The 19310-nt window shown below is 31.3% G+C and carries 19 protein-coding genes; 9 read left to right on the top strand and 10 right to left on the bottom strand.

Annotation, left to right across the window (positions count from 1 at the left end; all coding sequences use genetic code 11):
• Window positions 1-10: 10 nt before the first annotated feature.
• Window positions 11-1330, bottom strand: coding sequence for an MFS transporter (locus tag Q1B05_RS08265; RefSeq protein ID WP_299779509.1), 1320 nt, complete (start codon window positions 1328-1330; stop codon window positions 11-13).
• Between the two features lie 42 nt (window positions 1331-1372).
• Window positions 1373-2179: a M48 family metallopeptidase gene (locus tag Q1B05_RS08260; RefSeq protein WP_299779507.1), complete on the bottom strand. Its 807-nt coding sequence runs from the start codon at window positions 2177-2179 to the stop codon at window positions 1373-1375.
• Between the two features lie 100 nt (window positions 2180-2279).
• Between Q1B05_RS08260 and msrB the strand changes: the two genes are divergently transcribed.
• A complete protein-coding gene (gene msrB / locus Q1B05_RS08255; RefSeq protein ID WP_299779505.1) occupies window positions 2280-2756 on the top strand; it encodes a peptide-methionine (R)-S-oxide reductase MsrB in 477 nt (158 codons plus the stop codon).
• 1 nt (window position 2757) lies between these two features.
• Here msrB and Q1B05_RS08250 read toward each other — a convergent pair whose 3' ends face one another.
• Window positions 2758-4044, bottom strand: coding sequence for an NAD(P)/FAD-dependent oxidoreductase (locus Q1B05_RS08250; protein WP_299779503.1), 1287 nt, complete (start codon window positions 4042-4044; stop codon window positions 2758-2760).
• A 115-nt stretch (window positions 4045-4159) separates the two neighbouring features.
• On the opposite strand from Q1B05_RS08250, the gene lpdA reads away from it, so the two are divergent.
• Window positions 4160-5536, top strand: coding sequence for a dihydrolipoyl dehydrogenase (gene lpdA / locus Q1B05_RS08245; RefSeq protein WP_299779501.1), 1377 nt, complete (start codon window positions 4160-4162; stop codon window positions 5534-5536).
• A 134-nt stretch (window positions 5537-5670) separates the two neighbouring features.
• Here the strand turns inward: lpdA and Q1B05_RS08240 are convergent, their stop codons facing one another.
• On the bottom strand, window positions 5671-6309 hold the full coding sequence (locus Q1B05_RS08240) for a porin family protein (protein WP_299779499.1): 639 nt from the start codon (window positions 6307-6309) through the stop codon (window positions 5671-5673).
• Between the two features lie 361 nt (window positions 6310-6670).
• Between Q1B05_RS08240 and Q1B05_RS08235 the strand changes: the two genes are divergently transcribed.
• On the top strand, window positions 6671-7225 hold the full coding sequence (locus Q1B05_RS08235) for a nitroreductase (RefSeq protein ID WP_299779497.1): 555 nt from the start codon (window positions 6671-6673) through the stop codon (window positions 7223-7225).
• A gap of 60 nt (window positions 7226-7285) precedes the next feature.
• Here Q1B05_RS08235 and aroQ read toward each other — a convergent pair whose 3' ends face one another.
• The 3 genes from aroQ to Q1B05_RS08220 form a co-directional block, all read right to left on the bottom strand.
• Window positions 7286-7702, bottom strand: coding sequence for a type II 3-dehydroquinate dehydratase (gene aroQ, locus Q1B05_RS08230; RefSeq protein ID WP_299779495.1), 417 nt, complete (start codon window positions 7700-7702; stop codon window positions 7286-7288).
• Between the two features lie 79 nt (window positions 7703-7781).
• The gene (locus Q1B05_RS08225; protein ID WP_299779492.1) at window positions 7782-8360 is read right to left on the bottom strand and encodes a hypothetical protein; all 579 of its coding nucleotides are present in this window, start codon (window positions 8358-8360) and stop codon (window positions 7782-7784) included.
• Between the two features lie 112 nt (window positions 8361-8472).
• Complete coding sequence (locus tag Q1B05_RS08220) at window positions 8473-9063, bottom strand: hypothetical protein (protein WP_299779490.1); 591 nt, start codon at window positions 9061-9063, stop codon at window positions 8473-8475.
• 121 nt (window positions 9064-9184) lie between these two features.
• Here Q1B05_RS08220 and xerD point away from each other — a divergent pair, with 121 nt between their 5' ends.
• Entirely contained in the window at window positions 9185-10081 is an 897-nt protein-coding gene (gene xerD, locus Q1B05_RS08215; RefSeq protein WP_299779488.1) for a site-specific tyrosine recombinase XerD, read from the top strand.
• Window positions 10082-10128: 47 nt separating this feature from the next.
• Here xerD and Q1B05_RS08210 read toward each other — a convergent pair whose 3' ends face one another.
• Window positions 10129-12024: a peptidase M61 gene (locus Q1B05_RS08210; RefSeq protein WP_299779486.1), complete on the bottom strand. Its 1896-nt coding sequence runs from the start codon at window positions 12022-12024 to the stop codon at window positions 10129-10131.
• Window positions 12025-12204: 180 nt separating this feature from the next.
• Between Q1B05_RS08210 and Q1B05_RS08205 the strand changes: the two genes are divergently transcribed.
• Genes Q1B05_RS08205 through Q1B05_RS08190 form a run of 4 tightly spaced genes read left to right on the top strand, consistent with a single transcriptional unit; the run spans window position 12205 to window position 16364 of the window.
• On the top strand, window positions 12205-14130 hold the full coding sequence (locus Q1B05_RS08205; RefSeq protein ID WP_299779484.1) for a BatA domain-containing protein: 1926 nt from the start codon (window positions 12205-12207) through the stop codon (window positions 14128-14130).
• Complete coding sequence (locus Q1B05_RS08200) at window positions 14127-15386, top strand: dihydroorotase (protein ID WP_299779482.1); 1260 nt, start codon at window positions 14127-14129, stop codon at window positions 15384-15386. The genes Q1B05_RS08205 and Q1B05_RS08200 overlap by 4 nt, the downstream gene beginning before the upstream one ends.
• A gap of 2 nt (window positions 15387-15388) precedes the next feature.
• On the top strand, window positions 15389-15712 hold the full coding sequence (locus Q1B05_RS08195) for a hypothetical protein (protein ID WP_299779480.1): 324 nt from the start codon (window positions 15389-15391) through the stop codon (window positions 15710-15712).
• Window position 15713: 1 nt separating this feature from the next.
• Window positions 15714-16364 carry an alpha/beta fold hydrolase gene (locus tag Q1B05_RS08190; protein WP_299779478.1) on the top strand — a complete coding sequence of 217 codons (651 nt, stop codon included), beginning with the start codon at window positions 15714-15716 and terminating at the stop codon, window positions 16362-16364.
• A 102-nt stretch (window positions 16365-16466) separates the two neighbouring features.
• On the opposite strand, the gene Q1B05_RS08185 is transcribed toward Q1B05_RS08190, so the two are convergent.
• Together Q1B05_RS08185 and Q1B05_RS08180 are read right to left on the bottom strand one after the other, a co-directional pair.
• Complete coding sequence (locus tag Q1B05_RS08185; protein ID WP_299779476.1) at window positions 16467-16964, bottom strand: hydrolase; 498 nt, start codon at window positions 16962-16964, stop codon at window positions 16467-16469.
• Window positions 16964-17725, bottom strand: coding sequence for an MBL fold metallo-hydrolase (locus tag Q1B05_RS08180; protein ID WP_299779474.1), 762 nt, complete (start codon window positions 17723-17725; stop codon window positions 16964-16966). Before Q1B05_RS08180 ends, Q1B05_RS08185 begins: the two co-directional genes overlap by 1 nt.
• Before the next feature lie 101 nt (window positions 17726-17826).
• Here Q1B05_RS08180 and Q1B05_RS08175 point away from each other — a divergent pair, with 101 nt between their 5' ends.
• Window positions 17827-19284, top strand: a complete 1458-nt coding sequence (locus Q1B05_RS08175) for a TonB-dependent receptor (protein ID WP_299779472.1) — start codon at window positions 17827-17829, stop codon at window positions 19282-19284.
• Window positions 19285-19310 lie beyond the last annotated feature (26 nt).

Below are 19310 nucleotides of genomic sequence, written 5' to 3'. Positions count from 1 at the left end.
TGCTTGAAATTTATATTTTTTCAGATTTTGGTACTTTTAATAAGAGTATAATTCCTATTAAGAAGAATACAAATAAAAACAAAATTGCATTTCGCATACTACCTGTAATTTGATCGATAGTACCGTAAATTACCATTCCAATTACAATTCCTATTTTCTCTGCAACATCGTAAAAACTAAAGTAGGATGTCGTATCATTTGTATCGGGTAAAAATTTAGAATAAGTCGATCTAGATAAGGCTTGAATTCCTCCCATAACCAAACCAACACACATTGCTGTAATATAAAATTGTGTAGGTGTTTCTACAAAATAACCATAAAAACATAAACACATCCAGATAAAGTTAATTACAATGAGCGTTTTTATATTTCCGAATTTTTCTGAAGCTCTAGATGTTAAGAATGCACCTAAAATAGCCACAACTTGAATTACCAAAATACTAACAATAAGTCCCATTGTTTTGTCTTGCTCTCCACCCCAATCTACTTCTTGTTCACCAAAATAAGTAGCAACCAACATAATTGTTTGTACAGCCATACTGTACACAAAAAAGGCTCTTAAATAGCGCATTAATCTTAAATCTTCTTTTATATCGGCGAATACAAGTTTTAATTCTTTAAAGCCGTTAAATAATACAGATTTTGTAACCTTATTTCCTGTTTTAACTCCTTTTGGCAATATATCATAGGTATACTGGCTAAACACAATCCACCAAATTCCAACAGTAATAAAAGAATAACGCATGGCTTTCATAGCCGCTTCTCCTTCTGTACCCGTAATTCCGAATAGATCAGGTTTCATTACCATGGCTAAATTAAAAACCAATAATAAAACACTTCCTATATAACCTAAAGAAAACCCTTTAGCACTAATTTTATCTTGTTGTTCTGGAAACGCAATATCTGGTAAATACGAATTGTAAAAGACTAGGCTTCCCCAATATCCTATTAATCCAAGAAAATAAAAAGTTAAGCTCAAATAAATATAATCTAGGCTAAACCAGTTTAATCCAATACAAGCTAATCCACCTGTGTAGCAAAAGAATTTCATAAACACTTTCTTATTTCCAATAAAATCGGCAATACCAGAAAGTATAGGTGATAAAAAAGCAATCACTAAAAAAGCAAAAGCCGTTATAAACGAGATAAGTGCAGTGTTTTTTATATCTGTTCCAAAAATATGAATCTGTTTATTATCTGTTAAAAATAGCGCTCCATAAAAAATAGGAAATATGGTAGAGGCAATTGTTAAAGTATAAACCGAATTTGCCCAATCATAGAATGCCCAAGCATTTAATAGTTTTTTACTTCCTTTTGGATATATCTTCATTTGTATAGAATAGAAATTTTAAACGTAAAGTATTGCTAAGAATTAATCTATAAACGACGTTACTCCAAATTTCTTAGCTTCAGCAATAGCGTCGGGTACCAATTTTGTTAATTGAGAAATTCGACTTGCATTAGCTGGGTGTGTACTTAAAATTTCAGGTGTATTACTTGTTTCCATACGTTTCCATAATTCAGGAGCTGCTTCTGGATTATAACCTGCAATAGCCATTAAAATAATACCAATTCTATCTGCTTCAGATTCATGACTTCTACTAAAAGGTAACATACCAGCTACATTAGATCCTATACCGTAATATTGATTAAATATATCTCGGCTTTGTTCTTCAGTAAAAGCTACATTTCCTGCTAAAGCAATACCTTGCTGAATATAAGCAGCACTCATACGTTGCTGTCCGTGATTCGCTAAAGCATGTGCAACTTCGTGTCCCATAATAGCGGCAATACCAGCATCTGTTTTAGCTACGGGTAAAATACCTGTATAAAATACAATTTTACCACCAGGCATACACCACGCGTTTTTGGTATCGTCTTCAATTAAATTATATTCCCACTTATAGTTATTTAAATACCCAACATACCCGTTAGCATTTAAATAACGTTCTGCAGCTTTTGCAATGCGTTGTCCTATTCGGGTAATACGTGCAGCATCATCTGTGCCTACTACGACTTTATTTTCGTTTAAAAAAGTATCATACTGTTGAAAAGATGATGCGAATAAATTATCATTCTTAACAAAAGCCATGGTTTGTTTACCTGTAAAAGGATTGGTTGCACAAGATGCAAAAACGAACATGCTAGCTAAAAAACAAACACGGGGAGTGAATTTCATAAATGTATTTTTTTTAATCAAAATTATAAAAAAACGAATTAAACAATTTTTTCGTAAGTATAGTCATATAAAACGACAATTTAAATAAAAGAAATGTAATATGAAACCTATTTTATTTTTATGCCTAGTTATAAGTCTTGTTTCTTGTAACGGATTTTCTCAAAAGAAAGACAACAAAGGTACAACGTATGATATTGTAAAAACTAATGCTGAATGGAAAGCACAGCTAACTCCTTTACAATACCGTGTTTTAAGACAAGAAGGCACAGAACAACCATTCTCTAGTGAGATAAATAAGATTTACGAACCAGGAACTTATGTATGTGCTGCATGCGATACACCTTTATTTGAAAGTGACTCTAAATTTGATTCAGGTACAGGATGGCCAAGTTTTGATGACTATATTAAAGGGAATGTGCTTTTTTCTAAAGGCAGCGGCGGTATGTACGGTACTGAAGAACATTGCGCAACTTGTGGTGGTCATTTAGGACATGTGTTTAATGATGGTCCTAGAAAAACTACAGGAAAAAGACATTGTATTAATGGTGTGGCTTTAAAGTTTGTACCTAAGTCTTAAATTACTCATCGGACTTTAACTTCTTTTTATACGGACGAATAATTAATCGTGCTTCTCTATCGAATCGGATATAATTATAAACCCAGTTTATAAATACAATCATACGGTTTCTAAATCCGATTAAAAAGAAAAGATGTACAAACATCCATACAAACCAAGCAAAAACACCCTGAAATTTAAACTTTGGCATATCCACAACTGCTTTATTTCTTCCAACAGTAGCCATAGATCCTTTATCTGTATATATAAAAGGAGTTAATGGTAAACCATCTAACAAGCGTTTTAAATTATTACCTAATTGTTTCCCTTGTTGGATGGCTGGTTGGGCCATCATGGGGTAGCCATTTGGGTTTGATTCTGTTTCTATTTGTGCAACATCACCTATTGCAAAAATATTTGGACACGTTTTTAATTGATTAAATTCGTTAACTATTATTCTATTACTTCTGGATAAATCTTTTGCATCTATTCCTTTTATAGAGGCACCTTTTACACCAGCAGCCCAAATCATGGTGGCTGTTTTAAAAGTAATATCGGTATTTGTTGTCACTATTTTTCCATCATAATTAGAAACACGAGTATTTTTCCAAATGTTTACACCAAGGTCTTCTAAAAAAGTTTCAGCTTTTTCTGAGGCAACTTCACTCATCTCTTTTAAAATACGATCACCAGATTGTACCAAATTAATCTGTGCTAAACGCGTATCTAAATCAGGGTAGTCTTTAGGCAAAATACCTTTTTTAATTTCGGCTAAAGCTCCTGCAAGCTCTACACCTGTAGGTCCAGCTCCTACAATTACAAAATTCATTAAAGCATTCCGATCTTGCAAATCTGTGGTTAGTAATGCTTCCTCAAAATTTTCTAGAATTAAACTTCTTAAATTTAAAGCTTGTGGTATGGTTTTCATGGCCATACTATTCGTTTCTATAGATGTATTTCCAAAATAATTAGTTTCAGATCCCGAAGCAATTACCAAGTAATCGTATTTTAAATGTCCAATATCTGTGATGATATTATTTTTAACGGTATCTATTTCTAATACATTTGCCAATCTAAATTGAAAATTTGAATAATCTTTAAGTATTTTACGAATTGGATATGCTATAGAGTCAGGTTCTAGTCCGCCTGTAGAGACCTGATAAAGTAAAGGTTGGAAATTATGATAGTTATGTTTGTCTAGAAGTACAACCTGCACGTCTTGTTTAGATAATACTTTTGCTAAGGAAACCCCTGCAAAACCTCCGCCAATTATTACAATACGCGGATTACTGGTTTGGTTTATATTCATATATAGTTACTTACAAAGCAAAGGTAATAAAAGATCTATTTTTTTGTCTGTCTAAATACATTATTTGGAATAGGTTTTGTAAATTCGTAGCACTAAACGATTTAATGAATTAATCATGAGTAAATACGATATTATTGTTCTTGGAAGTGGTCCTGGAGGCTACGTAACCGCTATTAGAGCGTCTCAATTAGGTTTTAAAACTGCTATAGTAGAAAAAGAAAACCTAGGTGGTGTGTGCCTAAATTGGGGATGTATTCCTACTAAAGCCCTTTTAAAGTCGGCTCAAGTATTTGAATATTTAAAACATGCAGATGATTATGGTTTATCTGTAAAAGAATTCGATAAAGATTTTGGTGCCGTTGTAAAGCGTAGCCGAGGTGTTGCCGAAGGCATGAGTAAAGGTATTCAGTTTTTAATGAAAAAAAATAAAATTGATGTTATTGAAGGTTACGGAACATTAAAACCTGGTAAAAAAATTGATGTAGATGGTACTGAATATAGTGCAGATCACATTATTGTTGCTACTGGTGCACGTTCTCGCGAATTACCTAATTTACCTCAAGATGGTAAAAAAGTAATTGGTTACCGCCAAGCAATGACATTACCAGAACAACCAAAGAAAATGATTATTGTTGGTTCTGGTGCCATTGGAATTGAATTTGCATATTTTTATAATTCTATGGGTACTGAAGTAACTGTAGTTGAATACTTGCCAAATATTGTTCCTGTTGAAGATGAAGATGTTTCTAAACAATTAGAACGTTCTTTCAAGAAAATTGGAATTAACGTTATGACATCTGCTGAAGTAACTACTATTGATACATCAGGAGATGGTGTTAAAGCCACTGTAAAAACAGCTAAAGGAGAACAAGTTCTTGAAGCTGATATTTTACTTTCTGCAGTAGGTATTAAAACTAATATTGAAAATATTGGTTTAGAAGATGTTGGTATTGCTGTAGATCGTGATAAAGTTTTAGTTAACGATTTCTACCAAACTAACGTGCCTGGTTATTATGCTATTGGAGACATTACTCCTGGTCAAGCTTTAGCTCACGTAGCTTCTGCTGAAGGTATTTTATGTGTTGAAAAAATTGCAGGAATGCATGTTGAACCAATTGACTACGGAAACATTCCTGGTTGTACTTATGCGTCTCCAGAAATTGCAAGTGTTGGTTTAACAGAAAAACAAGCTAGAGAAAAAGGTTACGAATTAAAAATTGGTAAATTCCCATTCTCTGCTTCTGGTAAAGCAAGTGCTTCTGGAAATAAAGATGGATTTGTAAAAGTTATTTTTGATGCTAAATATGGCGAATGGTTAGGATGCCACATGATTGGTGCTGGTGTTACCGATATGATTGCTGAAGCTGTTTTAGGTAGAAAATTAGAAACTACTGGTCATGAAGTATTAAAAACTATTCACCCTCACCCTACTATGAGTGAAGCGGTAATGGAAGCTGTTGCAGCTGCTTATGATGAAGTAATTCACATCTAGATTACAACAAATAATTTAGAAAAGGTGATTTGGATATATATCCAAATCACCTTTTTTTGACTATCATTAGTTATTTATAATAAAAAAAGTCTCAGATTTATCTGAGACTTTTTTTATATGTTAAGCAATTGATTTTAAAACATGTAACCTAAACCAAACTGCCATACATCATTTTTACCATCAACGTTTTCAAAAAGTGTATTGTCTTCAAATATACTTGTTAACCCCATGGTATAACGTGCACTTAAAAAGAAACCGTTATCAAATTTATAAGATGTACCAAATGCTAAGCTAGTGTCAAAATCTTTCACATAAGAATCATCACTATCGATTTCTAAATCACCACCATCAGAATTTGGTTCCGTATCAAATTCTTCATGAATTTTAAATCCAAATTGTGGACCAGCTTCAACACTTAATCCTTTAATTAGATAAGCTTTTAGTAATAATGGAACTTGAATATAATCTAATTGATACTCTACATTTTCATTTGTATCAAAAACGTTATCCTGATCTCTTTCTAAAAGATCAAAACCTTGACCTGAATAAAATACTTCTGGTTGAAAAGAGAATCTTTCAGAAATTGGAACTTCGGCAACTAAACCTGCATTAAAACTTGTTCTTGAATCTACATCATCAAAATCATCTCCACTAAGTTTAGAAAAATTAACACCTCCTTTTACTCCTAATTGAAATGCTTTAGAATCTGATTGCGCATGAACAGATGTTAATGCAAATAATAATACTCCTGTAAATACAATTAATTTTTTCATTGTTTTTATTGATTTATTTGGTTAAAAAAATAAATATAAAAGCCATAATCCTAGTAAACATAAGGCTTAACAGCATTTTAACAAGAAAATTATTTTGTCTAAAAATCAATCGTAAATGTTTATTTTACGGGTAAACTCTATTGATTTTAAGATTGACTCTATTGTTATAATTAAATGAATTTATAACTAGAGGCTAAAAATAATTTATCACCAGAAATGTCGTCTAAACCAATTGTGTTTTATTTTAAAAGTTTGAATATGATGAATAGAAATTATAATGAAACCCCATTTTTAGTCAAAATTATCACAAACACTTTAGTAATTGCATTTGCTATTATTACATTTGAATAAAACATACCAAATGGAATTAAAAGACCTTATACAAAATAGACGCTCGGTTTTTCCCGATCAATATAATTCAGACCCCATTTCTAGAGAAACTATTAAACACCTTTTAGAAGCTGCGAATTGGGCACCAACACATAAACGTACAGAGCCATGGAGATTTAAAGTTTTACAAGGCAAATCTAAAGTAGAATTGGGTGTGTTTCTTTCTGAAAAGTTTAAAGAAACAGCAGATAAATTCTCGGAATTTAAATACAATAAAATTCAACGAAATTCTAGAAATGCAGGAGCGATAATAGCTATTTGTATGCAAAGAGATCCTGAAGAAAGTATTCCGGAATGGGAAGAAGTTGCAGCGACGGCTATGGCGGTTCAAAACATGTGGCTTATGGCTACAGATTTAGGGCTTGGAGCCTATTGGAGTTCTCCTGGATTAATTACCACTATGAATGAATTTTTCACACTTAATACAAACGAAAAATGTCTTGGCTTTTTATATGTAGGATATTATGACGGTCTAAACCCTGAACGCATACCAAACCCTATTGAAGATAAAGTAGAATGGTTGTAATTTACATTTAGTAATTAAGATTATAACAAGTTATTTATAGACTGGATATAATCTTAATTACTATAACAAACTTTGTATAGCAAGTTCGTAACTTTGTAATCCAAAACCAAGAATAACACCTTTAGCATTCGGAGAAATATATGAATGATGCCTAAATGCTTCTCTAGAAAATGTATTAGAAATATGCACTTCTACCACAGGAGTATCAATAGCTTTAACGGCATCTCCCAAAGCAACAGATGTATGTGTATAAGCAGCTGCATTTAAGATTATACCGTCAAAACTAAAACCAACTTCATGCATCTTATCTATAATCTCACCTTCTGTATTAGATTGAAAATACGATAATTCTACTGAACTGTATTTTTCTTTAATGGTTTCAAAGAAATCTGTAAACGTTAAACTACCATAAATTGCAGGTTCACGCTTTCCTAATAAGTTTAAATTAGGCCCATTTAAAATTAAAATTTTTTTCATAAAGTAAAAGTATAAAACATTATCACATAAAAAAAGGTGAAAATTTAATTTCACCTTTTTTAAATATTTTGTATTGGATTTAGTTTAAGTTAAACATAAATCCAAAGTTTAATGTAGACCATGTAATCCAACTATTATTACTAACACCTGTATAAGACAGGTTTAATTGAATCTTCTCATTTAAATTGAAACCAATCATTGGTCTATAATAAAACCCACCATTAAATTGGTCACTCACACCAATAGCATAACCAAAATCAGCTCCAAATTCAATCTGATTAGTAGGCACATAACGTGTGGCTAATGCTACAGGAATAAATTGAGCATCTTCCTTTTCATAATAATCAAAAATGTAATCAGTGTCATTATAAACAACACCATAACCTGAAGCAATCCCCATATTTAATAATGGAGCTACTGGCATTAAATAATTTACATCTGCTGAAAATCCTGCAGATGCGTAATCATTCAATTCGTAAACCGGTAACATAAAACTAGCTCCTACATTTAAACCAGAGTGACCTGTTGGTAAAGCTCTATAAGTGGTTGTTTGCGGATTAGTAGTTGTTGTCGTTGTGGTACGAACAACGGTGGTTTGAGCAAATGCAGCTATTGATGCAAATGCAATAAATAATAAGGCAAAGTAATTTTTTTTCATAATAAGAGTTATTGATTTATAATTAAACATTTATTGGTTAGAAAAAATGTTTATAAAGCAACAAAATTAGTATTATTTTATTAAATTACCATTCTTGTAACATATTGTTTTCTTAATCGTTAAGATTAATTGTGAAACCTACACTAGCAGCCGACCATGTCCAATCGTTTGAAATACCGGAATAAGATAGGTTTAATTGAAATATTTCAGATAAATTATACGCTATTAAAGGTCTAAAGTAAAACCCTCCATCAAAATTATCACTAGCACCAATAGCATATCCTATATCTGCACCCATAACGATACCGTTACTTAGTCCAAATCGTGTTGCTGCAGCAACTGGAAAATATCTAAAATCTTTACCTTTATCTATAGGTCCCCAATCGGCAGTTTCTTCTTCATTAAAATAAATGCCATAACCAGCAGCAAGACCAAAAGCAAAATTTCTACGCACTTGGTATAAATAATTTACGTCTAATAAAGCACCATAAGATACAACATCACTTGCAGAATTTAAAGGTACAGAAGCACCAAGTCCAATGTTTAGACCATCTTGAATATTTAATCCTGTAAATACAGCACTAATTCCGCTAGGTTTCCAACGGTCCATACTAAATTCAGGATTTTCAAACGCTAGGGGTTGAGCGTAAATTCCGCATACGCAGAACAGCAGAACAATTGTAAGAACAATTTCTCTTTTCATAATAAGTAGGTATTAATTTAATAGTTTGGGACTACTAAAATAAGAATTTATGATTAATTAACAATGAAAGTTATGAGATTAATAAATAAAAAATTAAAATAATTTATCTTATTTTTAAAAGATGAAATGGGAAAATGCTTTAAAAGATTACGGATTATTTTTAAAAATTGAACGTGGATTATCAACAAACTCGGTAAATAGCTATGTTTTAGATGTTAAGAAACTAATAACTTTCTTAGAAAAAAGTGAAATATGTAAATCTCCCATTATTATAAATTCGGATTTAATACAAAAATTTATTTACGAATCGGCCAAAAATTTGAACGAGAGGTCTCAATCTCGGCTTATTTCGGGGCTTAGAAGCTTTTTTGACTATCTTATTTTTGAAGATTACAGACCAGATAATCCATTAGAGTTAATAGAATCTCCCAAAATAGGAAGAAAATTACCAGATACTTTAAGTGAAGAAGATATAGATCGTTTAATTGGAGCTATAGATTTATCTTCTAATGAAGGAGAACGTAATCGTGCTATGTTAGAAACACTTTACAGTTGTGGTTTACGTGTAAGTGAATTGACGAACTTAAAAATTTCTGATTTATATTTTGATGAAGGTTTTATAAACGTAACAGGTAAAGGAGATAAACAACGTTTTGTACCTATAGTACCATCTACCATAAAATACATTACTCTATATATAGAGCAGATTCGTCCGCATTTAAACATTCAAGCAGGACATGAAGATACTGTGTTTTTAAATCGAAGAGGAAAACAACTTACCCGTGCTATGATTTTTACAATTATAAAACAATTAGCCATAAAAATAAATTTAAATAAGAATATATCTCCGCATACGTTTAGACACTCTTTTGCAACCCATTTACTTCAAAATAATGCCGATTTAAGATCTATTCAATTATTGTTAGGTCATGAAAGTATTACCACCACAGAAATATATGTGCATTTAGATAAGAAACATCTTGCAGACGTTGTAGAAAAATATCATCCTAGAAAATAAAAAAGGTCCAGATGCTAACACCTGAACCTTTTATTTTTTTTAATGAATTATCCTTTTAACCACGCTTTACGTAATTCATTTTGTTTTGCTGTAGCCTTTGCGTTTGGTTGTAATACTTTTCCAGTTGTATACGATTTTGTTAATTTAGTTTTAACAACAACTTCTACTCCATTTCTATCTAAAACAACTTCTATGTCTTCTCCTGGTTGCATAGAAATCATTTTTTGAAGTATTTCATTAGCATTCATAATAGTCATTTCTTCACCATTTATTTTTTTAATTACATCGTTTGGTAAAACACCTTGATCGTTCCAAAAACTATTGTCCATAACTAAATCACTAAAGAAAATGGTTCTTTTTATAGGATCTCCTCCAAGAATTAAGTTTCCATTATTTAATAAAAAGTTAGTTTCAATTTTACCATTTTCTTGAACTAAGCCTACTTTATTAAAATAAACATTGTAATCTATAGGCGTTGTACCTATAACATGCATTTTTAAAAATTCGCCAACAGCTGGATATGTCATTACTGTAATTTCATCTATAATAGTATCGTCATCGAATGGTTTATTTTTGCCGTATTTTATAGATAATTCTTTCATTAAAGATAAAACACCACGTTGGCCGTTACTTTCTTCACGCATTATAATATCGATACACATTCCTATTAAAGCTCCTTTTTGGTATACATTATAGTAATTAGAGGCATAAGGTTCGTCTATCACATTTTCGCTCATTTTAGTAAAACTCATGGTATCGTCCATACGTAACGACATATTAATTTTATCTACTAATTTTGAATAAAACGCAGGCTCATCAATTAAATCTTGATTTACTTGAAATAAGGTTGCAAAATATTCTGTTATACCTTCATACATCCATAAATGTTTTGAAAATGTAGGTTCGTTATAATCGAAATTATGCACATCTTCGGAGTGTACACTTAAAGGTGTTACAATATGAAAAAATTCGTGAGATACCACATCTATCATGCTTTCATCCAAAGACTCATCAGATTCATCTTCTTGAAGTACCACAACTGTAGATGTGTTATGCTCTAAGGCACCAAAACCTTTTGGCTGATCTTCACCTTCGCCTGCTAAGTATAAATAAATATCGTAACGCGGTGTTGTATTAATATCTCCTAAAAATGCTTTTTGAGCTTGCATCATTTTTTCCATGGTTGCACGTAATTTTTTAGCTGTATGTGCTTTGGTTGGAGAATATACACTTAAAACGATTTTAATATCACCTACTTGAAATTCTTCAACATCTAAATCGCCGTACATCATTGGGTTATCAGTAATGTCGAAATATCTAGGTGCATAATAACTTGTAGTCACAACTTTGCCATCTTCACTTGTTGTTTCCTTTGTTTTTTGTAAAGCAGAAGTACGTTTAAAAAATTCTGGAGAAGTTACATCTAAAGTATATTGGTTGTTCTTTAAAGAGTCAAAATATCCAATAAATCCGTGTAAATTTAATACGTAATTGTTTGGTTCAATATTAGTTCCTGAGGGAGAAAAAGGTTGCTCCCCTCCTATGCCACCTTCTTCTTCAATATCAAAAGTGTCGTTTACATAATAAGTAATATAATCTAAATTTTCTGCATTTGTAATGCTCCAAGAGTTAACATCAATTTTATTAGTCGGAATTTCTACACCTTCATAATTATACGCTTTAAAATCATCTATATATTTCCCGAAATCGCTTACAGCATATGTGCCTTGTACCACATGAGGTAACCTATAAATCACTGTGTCCTGAGTAAAACGACCAGGATTTATTGTTACAGGAGCTTTATCGTCTACAACTTTAGTAAGATTAATAGATGTAGCAATTGGTGTTCCAAGTGCCGTATCGGCTTCAGACACCTTTTTAATAGAGCCACAACCTACAAGTACCACGCTTGCAAAGGCTAAAGCTAAAAATTGATTTTTCATAAACTTTTTTTGGTTTCTTTATTTGTGATTCAAAGTTACAATCTGTTACAAAAAAACGGATAAAACATTTTGTTAAAAAAAATATTACGGATTTAGATGAGTTTAAATTTTTGCGTGAATTTTAAAATTTTGTTATTAATTCTGTGTGCAATTAGTATCTTTGACAAACATATTTTAGGAATGCAGTTTAAACACCCCGAACTTCTTTACGCTCTATTTTTATTAGTTATTCCTATTATTATTCACTTATTTCAGCTTCGCCGATTTAAAACAGAAGCATTTACTAATGTTTCGATTTTAAAAACAGTATCGCAACAAACACGAAAAAGCTCTCAATTAAAAAAGTGGTTAACGTTACTTACACGCTTACTGCTTTTAGCTTGTGTTATTCTTGCTTTTACACAACCTTTTACAACTAAGAAAGATATTCAGGATACACCAAAAGAAACTGTTATTTTTTTAGATAACTCCTTTAGTTTAGAGCAAAAAGGTTCGCAAGGCGATTTATTAAAACGCGCTATACAGGATTTGATTTCTGAAGTAGATTTTGATAAAACAATAACCTTAGTTACTCACAATGCTGTTTACAAAAACACCTCTTTAAAAGCCCTAAAAAACGAGTTGCTGCAATTATCTTATTCTGCAAATCCGTTATCGTATCAGGCTTCTTTACTGAAAAGCGAATCGTTATTTAACACGAGTACTAATCAAAGAAGGCAACTTATATTTATTTCAGATTTTCAGCAAATGAAAGTTCCTTTTACCTCAGAAATAGATAGTTTAATACAGGTAAATTTGGTTAAGCTACAGCCCATAAATACCAATAATATTGCCTTAGACAGTGTTTATATTTCTAAAAGCAATCCCATGCAAACGGAATTAACACTCGCTTTAAAAAACTATGGAGATCCTGTAGAAAATTTATCTATCGCTTTACATAACGATACTAAATTAATAGCCAAATCTGCAGTTTCTATAATCGATAACGCTGAGACTCAATTTACCATTCCAAGTAAAAACATTATTAATGGAACATTTAGTATTGAAGATTCTGGATTACAATTCGATAATACTTTATACTTTAATATTAATACTCCTGCTAAAGTTAATGTGTTAAGTATTACTGAAGGTGACGATACGTTTTTAAGAAAAATATATACTGAAGATGAGTTTCTGTTCACTTCAATTTCTGCAAAACAATTAGATTATAATTTAATTGAAGCACAACACACCATTGTTTTAAATGAATTATTAGACATACCGACAACATTAATAAATATTTTAAAGTCGTTTACAGATCAAGGGGGGAATTTGGTCATTATTCCTGCAAAACAATCTAATATAAAGGCTTATAATAACTTATTGATTCACTACAATGCAACGTTTAAATCACTTACTAATTTAGAAAAACGTATTACAAGTATAAATTATTCGCATCCAATATATAAGGACGATGTTTTTGAAAAACAGGTTCAGAATTTTCAATACCCTAAAGTCAATCAGTTTTATGAGTTAAGCGGAAATCTAGGGAGTTCTGCTTTGAGTTTTGAAGATGGTAAACCGTTTTTAACGCAATTTTCAAATGTTTATCTTTTTACTTCACCTCTAAATACAGACGTTTCTAATTTTAAAAGTTGGGCTTTAATTGTACCATCATTTTATAAAATGGCGGTAAGCAGTTTACAACTTCCAAAATTATATTACACGATTGGCAAACAAAATAGTTTTGATGTGGACGTCGCACTGAATCAAGACGATATTATTTCAATAAATAATGAAGACAGTCAATTTATTCCGCAACAGCAATATTTTAATAATAAAGTAAGGATTTTGACAATAGATAAACCTGAAACTTCAGGAATTTACAATATAAAAAACAAGCTAGAAACCATAAAAAACATAAGTTTTAACTACAATCGTGAAGAAAGTAATTTAGAATATCAAGATATTTCTACGCTTAAAAATGTAACTATCAGCAATTCAATTCCGAGTCTTTTCAATACATTAAAAAGTAATACAAAAATTAATGAGCTATGGAAATGGTTTGCTATTTTTGCATTAGCCTTTTTGATCATTGAAATGCTCATCTTAAAATTTTTTAAATGAACGTACTTATAAAATCTGCAACTATTATTGATACTAAAAGTGAGTTTCATAACCAAACTCTTGATATTTTAGTAGAAAAAGGCAGTATTTCCAAAATTGGAGCTTCCTTAGAAAACCCGAATAATTATGAACAAATTGTACTCGAAAACTTACACGTCTCTCAGGGTTGGTTTGATAGTAGTGTGTGCTTTGGCGAACCGGGTTTAGAAGAACGAGAAACCATTGTTAACGGATTAAAAACTGCAGCTTATTCAGGCTTCACAACGGTAGCATTAAATGCAAACACTCACCCTGTAATAGATACAAACAGTAATATTACTTTTGTAATGAGCAGAGCATTTAACAATGCTGTTAGTTTGTTACCTATTGGTGCGTTAACACGTGAGAGTAATGGTGTGGACTTAGCCGAGTTGTACGACATGAAAAATGCAGGTGCTGTTGCATATTACGATTATAATAAACCAGTTTCTAATGCTAATCTTATGAAAATTGCTTTGCAATATGCTAATAATTTTGACGGATTAGTGTGCTCCTTTCCTCAAGATAACAAGATTGCAGGAAAAGGTGTTATGAATGAACATATTTCAAGTACGTCTTTAGGCTTAAAAGGGATTCCGGCTTTAGCAGAAGAATTACAAGTGGCTCGCGATTTGTTTATATTAGAATATACAGGAGGAAAACTTCATATCCCAACTATATCAACTGCAAAATCTGTAGATTTAATCAGAGAAGCTAAAAAGAAAAAACTAGATGTAACGTGTAGTGTTACAATTCATAATTTATTTTTCGACGACAGCGTGTTAAAAGAGTTTAATACACAATATAAAGTATTACCACCTTTACGAACTAAAAACGATATAGATGCTTTAATTGCTGGTGTAAAAGATGGCACTATAGATATGGTTACAAGCGACCACAATCCATTAAACATTGAAGAGAAGAAAGTGGAATTTGATCATGCTACCTACGGAACAATTGGATTAGAAAGTGCTTTTGGTGCTTTACAAACATTATTTTCTTTAAAGAAATCTATAGACATTTTAACAAAAGGAAAACAACGTTTTGGAGCAGAAAATATACCTATACAAATAGGTAACTTAGCTAACTTAACATTATTTAACCCAGACACAAAATATACATTTACTACCCAAAATATAGTGTCTAAATCTAAAAATGCTATTTTTGAAGGCGAAACGTTAAAAGGAAAAACCTACGGGATTCTTAATAACAACCAATTAGTATTAAACACAAAATAATAATGAAACAAACCATTAATGAGGGCAAAAATTTAGCCGTAATTAGTTATTTAACTTTTGTAGGGTTAATTATTGCCATTATAATGAATCTTGAAAAGCGCAATACATTTACATCTTACCATATTAGACAAATGCTAGGATTAGTAATTATGCTTTCTGTATCTCAGCTTATTGAAAAATATTTAAATAGTTGGTTAGGCACCGTATGTTGGTTTATCACATTTGCATGTTGGCTATATGCGTTTTACCATGTAATTATAGGACAAAAGAAACCAATTCCATATATTGGTGAATATTTTCAAGACTGGTTTAGAAATGTTAGATAAAATGAAAGACCTTAGTTTATATCATATTACACGACCTTCAATATTGAAGGAAAACGCACCACTTTTAATCATGTTTCATGGTTATGGTAGCGACGAAAACGACTTGTTCTCATTTGCATCAGAATTACCAGAAGAGCTGTTTATTATTTCAGTACGTGCACCATTTGCCATGCAACCTTACGGCAATGCTTGGTATGCTATTAATTTTGATGAACAAAATGGAAAATGGAGTGACGATGATCAAGCCAGAACATCTCGAGATTTAATTTCTAAATTTATAGATGAAGCTAAAGAAAATTATCCTGTAAATAAAGACAATGTAACGCTTTTAGGCTTTAGTCAAGGTAGTATTTTAAGTTATGCTGTGGCATTAACGTATCCGGAAAAAGTAAATAATATTATAGCTTTAAGTGGGTATGTGAATTCTGAAATTATTCCAACAAACCATAATACAGAAGATTATAAGCATTTAAATTTCTTCTGTTCTCATGGTAGTGTAGATCAAGTAATACCGGTAGATTGGGCTAGAAAAACGCCTGGTATTTTAGATGGATTACATATTAAACACGAATACCACGAATATCCTGTGGGACATGGTGTGGCACCACAAAATTTTAAGGATTTAAAAACATGGTTATCTAAATTCATTTAGATCCAATTTAAAATATATATTCTAATAATAAAAAAGTGTCGAAAATCATTTAAATATGATTTTCGACACTTTTTTTATGTGTTCTTTAAAGAAATAAAGTAATTAACGAAGCGGATATAATAAAGAATCTATTACATTAAAAGTCACTTCATTCTGATTAATTACTTCATACTTCACTAAAAGTTCTCCCCAAAAAATACCATCAGAGAAATCGGCAATTAGCCATTTATGATTTAGAATTTTAATAGAATTAATCAGCATGGTTTTACCCTCATTTGCTGCATATGGAATTAAAGGATTTCCTCCTCTTACATTATTACTGTAAATTTCATCTTTAATAAATGGAACTAATGCTTCTACATCTAAACCTTTGTTTTCAAAATAGGTAATTGCATCTTCATTTTGATCAATATTGAAGTGCGATAATTCAAAAATTTTATCATGTAAAACAGCAATAGAATCTGTTAAGGTTTCGACTTTGGCATTACTTTTTTCAATGGTTCGAATATCATCTTCAAAAACATTCTTGGCATTTACATATTGAAATAAAATAAGAAGTAATGAAAAGATAAACAGGTACATAAAAATTCTCTGTTTCATTATATAGTTATTTGTAGGTTATCGTAAGCTAAATATACGTGTTTTGGTAAGTTTTTTTCTACGGTTTTATGAAAACCTAGCAAGTGACTTATATGTGTTAAATAGGCTTTTTCAGGTTGTACTTTATTAATAAAATCTAAAGCCTCTTCTAAATTAAAATGGGAAATATGAGGTTCTATTCTTAATGCATTTACGACTAAAACTTTCACGCCTTTTAATTTCTCTATTTCAGAATCTGCTATCGTTTTCATATCGGTTAAATAAGCAAAATCCTTGAATCTAAATCCGAAAACTTGTAGTTTATTATGCATTCCATTTATAGGCATAATGTCTAAATTTTTCAGTTTAAACGAAGTATTAGTAATTTCATGAGAATCTACACTTGGTGCTCCTGGATATTTATTTTCTGTTGTAAAAATATAATCAAAACGTATTGCTAAAGAATCTAAAACACGTTTATGTCCATAAATATCTATATTACCTTGCCGAAAAAAAAATGGTCTAATATCGTCTAAACCAGCCGTATGATCTGCATGTTCGTGAGTAAATAAAATACCATCAATTTTATTTACATGATTAGTAAGCATTTGTTGCCTAAAATCAGGACCACAATCTACCACATAACAAAAGTCATCCCATTCAATTAAAACCGAGACACGAAGCCGTTTATCTTTAGTATCATGACTTAAACAAACGGGGTGATTACTACCAATAATGGGGACACCTTGGGATGTTCCGGTGCCTAAAAAAGTGATTTTCAAAACTGTTAAAGATTTACTACAAAAATAGACTTATTTTTTTGTTTAGTAGGCTAATTTAATACCTTTGTAAGAGATACATTTATTCTAATCTACAATTATACATGGAAATCACCCTGATAGGAGACAAAAAGATTGAAGACATACCTTCGTTAAAAACGAAAGCACTTCGAATCAATTTAAATGAAAACATTTATGGTACGTTTGCTGAAATTGGGGCAGGTCAAGAGACTGTTCGACACTTTTTTAGAGCTGGAGGAGCCTCTGGAACTATAGCAAAGGCTATGTCTGCTTATGATAAATCTTTTAGTGATGCTGTTTACGGAGTTGAAAAAGATGGTAGATATGTTACCGAGGCGCGTTTAATGAAAATGCTTGATCACGAAATTAGATTGATTGAAGAACGTATTACACGAGATAAGCATCCTAATAAAATGTTTTTCTCTTTTGCAAACACGGTAACTACTATCGATTTTGCAAAACAATTTAAGGGACACGGTTGGGTTGGACTACGTTATCAGGTCGCTCCAGATCAAGATTATAACGAAATTACGTTACACCTTAGATTTAAAGAAACAGATGCTAGATTACAACAAGAAACACTTGGTGTATTAGGTACAAACCTTATTTACGGAGCATTTTATAAGTATAACGAGCCTAAAAAATTATTACGCTATTTATACGATCATTTAGATAAAGATCAGATTGAAATTGATACCATAAACTTCTCGGGACCTATTTTTGAAAATGTAGATAACCGATTAATGAGTTTACAGTTGGTAAAAAATGGTATGACTGATGCTGTAATGTTTGATCCAGACGGAAACAACGTTTTACCTGCTCGAGTTTTATATAAGAAAAATATTTTAGCACTACGCGGAAGTTATAGACCTGTTACGAAAGTAAACATGGATATGTTTCATAAATCGTACGAAATGTTTATTAAGGAGAATAAGGTTGACGAAAATAATACTAAAGTTATTTTTGAGATCACTTTATCTAACCTACGTGCTGAAGGAGAAATTGATGAACAAGATTTCTTAGATCGCGCTAAACTGCTTTGTTCTTTAGGCCAAACGGTATTAATATCTAATTTCCAAGAGTATTATAAATTAGTAGAATACTTCTCTCAATATACTAAAAACCGTATGGGATTAGCTATGGGAGTAAATAACCTAGTCGATATATTCGATGAAAAATATTACCGCCATTTAAGCGGTGGAATTTTGGAAGCTTTCGGAAAATTATTCTTTAAAGATCTGCGTGTGTATCTGTATCCAATGACAGACGAAAACGGACATTTAACAGATAGTGAAAACTTAAAAGTGCACCCACGTATGAAAGAATTATACAAGTTCTTTAAATACAATGGTAAAGTGGTAGATATTACCGATTACGATCAGACTATCTTATCTGTATTCTCTAGAGAAGTATTAAGAATGATTGCTAATAACGAACCTGGTTGGGAAGCTATGTTGCCAGAAGGAGTCTCTAGTTTAATAAAACAAAAGTGTTTATTTAGTTGTGTCTCGGATGAAGACGTAAAAGAGATAAAAGAATAACTCAATATTTATTACATAAAAAAGCG

This window comes from uncultured Formosa sp., from assembly GCF_947500765.1.
Classification (GTDB): domain Bacteria; phylum Bacteroidota; class Bacteroidia; order Flavobacteriales; family Flavobacteriaceae; genus Formosa.
The sequence above is the reverse complement of the archived record's forward strand: the minus strand, read 5'-3'. Positions and strand labels throughout refer to the sequence as shown.

Bases quoted from the DNA above. Each gene is read 5' to 3' on its own strand.
- Q1B05_RS08225 (WP_299779492.1), bottom strand. From the start codon at position 8,360: ATGAAAAAAAATTACTTTGCCTTATTATTTATTGCATTTGCATCAATA.
- Q1B05_RS08205 (WP_299779484.1), top strand. From the start codon at position 12,205: ATGCAGTTTAAACACCCCGAACTTCTTTACGCTCTATTTTTATTAGTT.
- Q1B05_RS08235 (WP_299779497.1), top strand. From the start codon at position 6,671: ATGGAATTAAAAGACCTTATACAAAATAGACGCTCGGTTTTTCCCGAT.
- Q1B05_RS08185 (WP_299779476.1), bottom strand. From the start codon at position 16,964: ATGAAACAGAGAATTTTTATGTACCTGTTTATCTTTTCATTACTTCTT.
- Q1B05_RS08250 (WP_299779503.1), bottom strand. From the start codon at position 4,044: ATGAATATAAACCAAACCAGTAATCCGCGTATTGTAATAATTGGCGGA.
- xerD (WP_299779488.1), top strand. From the start codon at position 9,185: ATGAAATGGGAAAATGCTTTAAAAGATTACGGATTATTTTTAAAAATT.
- Q1B05_RS08220 (WP_299779490.1), bottom strand. From the start codon at position 9,063: ATGAAAAGAGAAATTGTTCTTACAATTGTTCTGCTGTTCTGCGTATGC.
- Q1B05_RS08210 (WP_299779486.1), bottom strand. From the start codon at position 12,024: ATGAAAAATCAATTTTTAGCTTTAGCCTTTGCAAGCGTGGTACTTGTA.
- Q1B05_RS08175 (WP_299779472.1), top strand. From the start codon at position 17,827: ATGGAAATCACCCTGATAGGAGACAAAAAGATTGAAGACATACCTTCG.
- Q1B05_RS08265 (WP_299779509.1), bottom strand. From the start codon at position 1,330: ATGAAGATATATCCAAAAGGAAGTAAAAAACTATTAAATGCTTGGGCA.
- Q1B05_RS08240 (WP_299779499.1), bottom strand. From the start codon at position 6,309: ATGAAAAAATTAATTGTATTTACAGGAGTATTATTATTTGCATTAACA.
- Q1B05_RS08195 (WP_299779480.1), top strand. From the start codon at position 15,389: ATGAAACAAACCATTAATGAGGGCAAAAATTTAGCCGTAATTAGTTAT.
- Q1B05_RS08200 (WP_299779482.1), top strand. From the start codon at position 14,127: ATGAACGTACTTATAAAATCTGCAACTATTATTGATACTAAAAGTGAG.
- Q1B05_RS08190 (WP_299779478.1), top strand. From the start codon at position 15,714: ATGAAAGACCTTAGTTTATATCATATTACACGACCTTCAATATTGAAG.
- Q1B05_RS08260 (WP_299779507.1), bottom strand. From the start codon at position 2,179: ATGAAATTCACTCCCCGTGTTTGTTTTTTAGCTAGCATGTTCGTTTTT.
- lpdA (WP_299779501.1), top strand. From the start codon at position 4,160: ATGAGTAAATACGATATTATTGTTCTTGGAAGTGGTCCTGGAGGCTAC.
- aroQ (WP_299779495.1), bottom strand. From the start codon at position 7,702: ATGAAAAAAATTTTAATTTTAAATGGGCCTAATTTAAACTTATTAGGA.
- msrB (WP_299779505.1), top strand. From the start codon at position 2,280: ATGAAACCTATTTTATTTTTATGCCTAGTTATAAGTCTTGTTTCTTGT.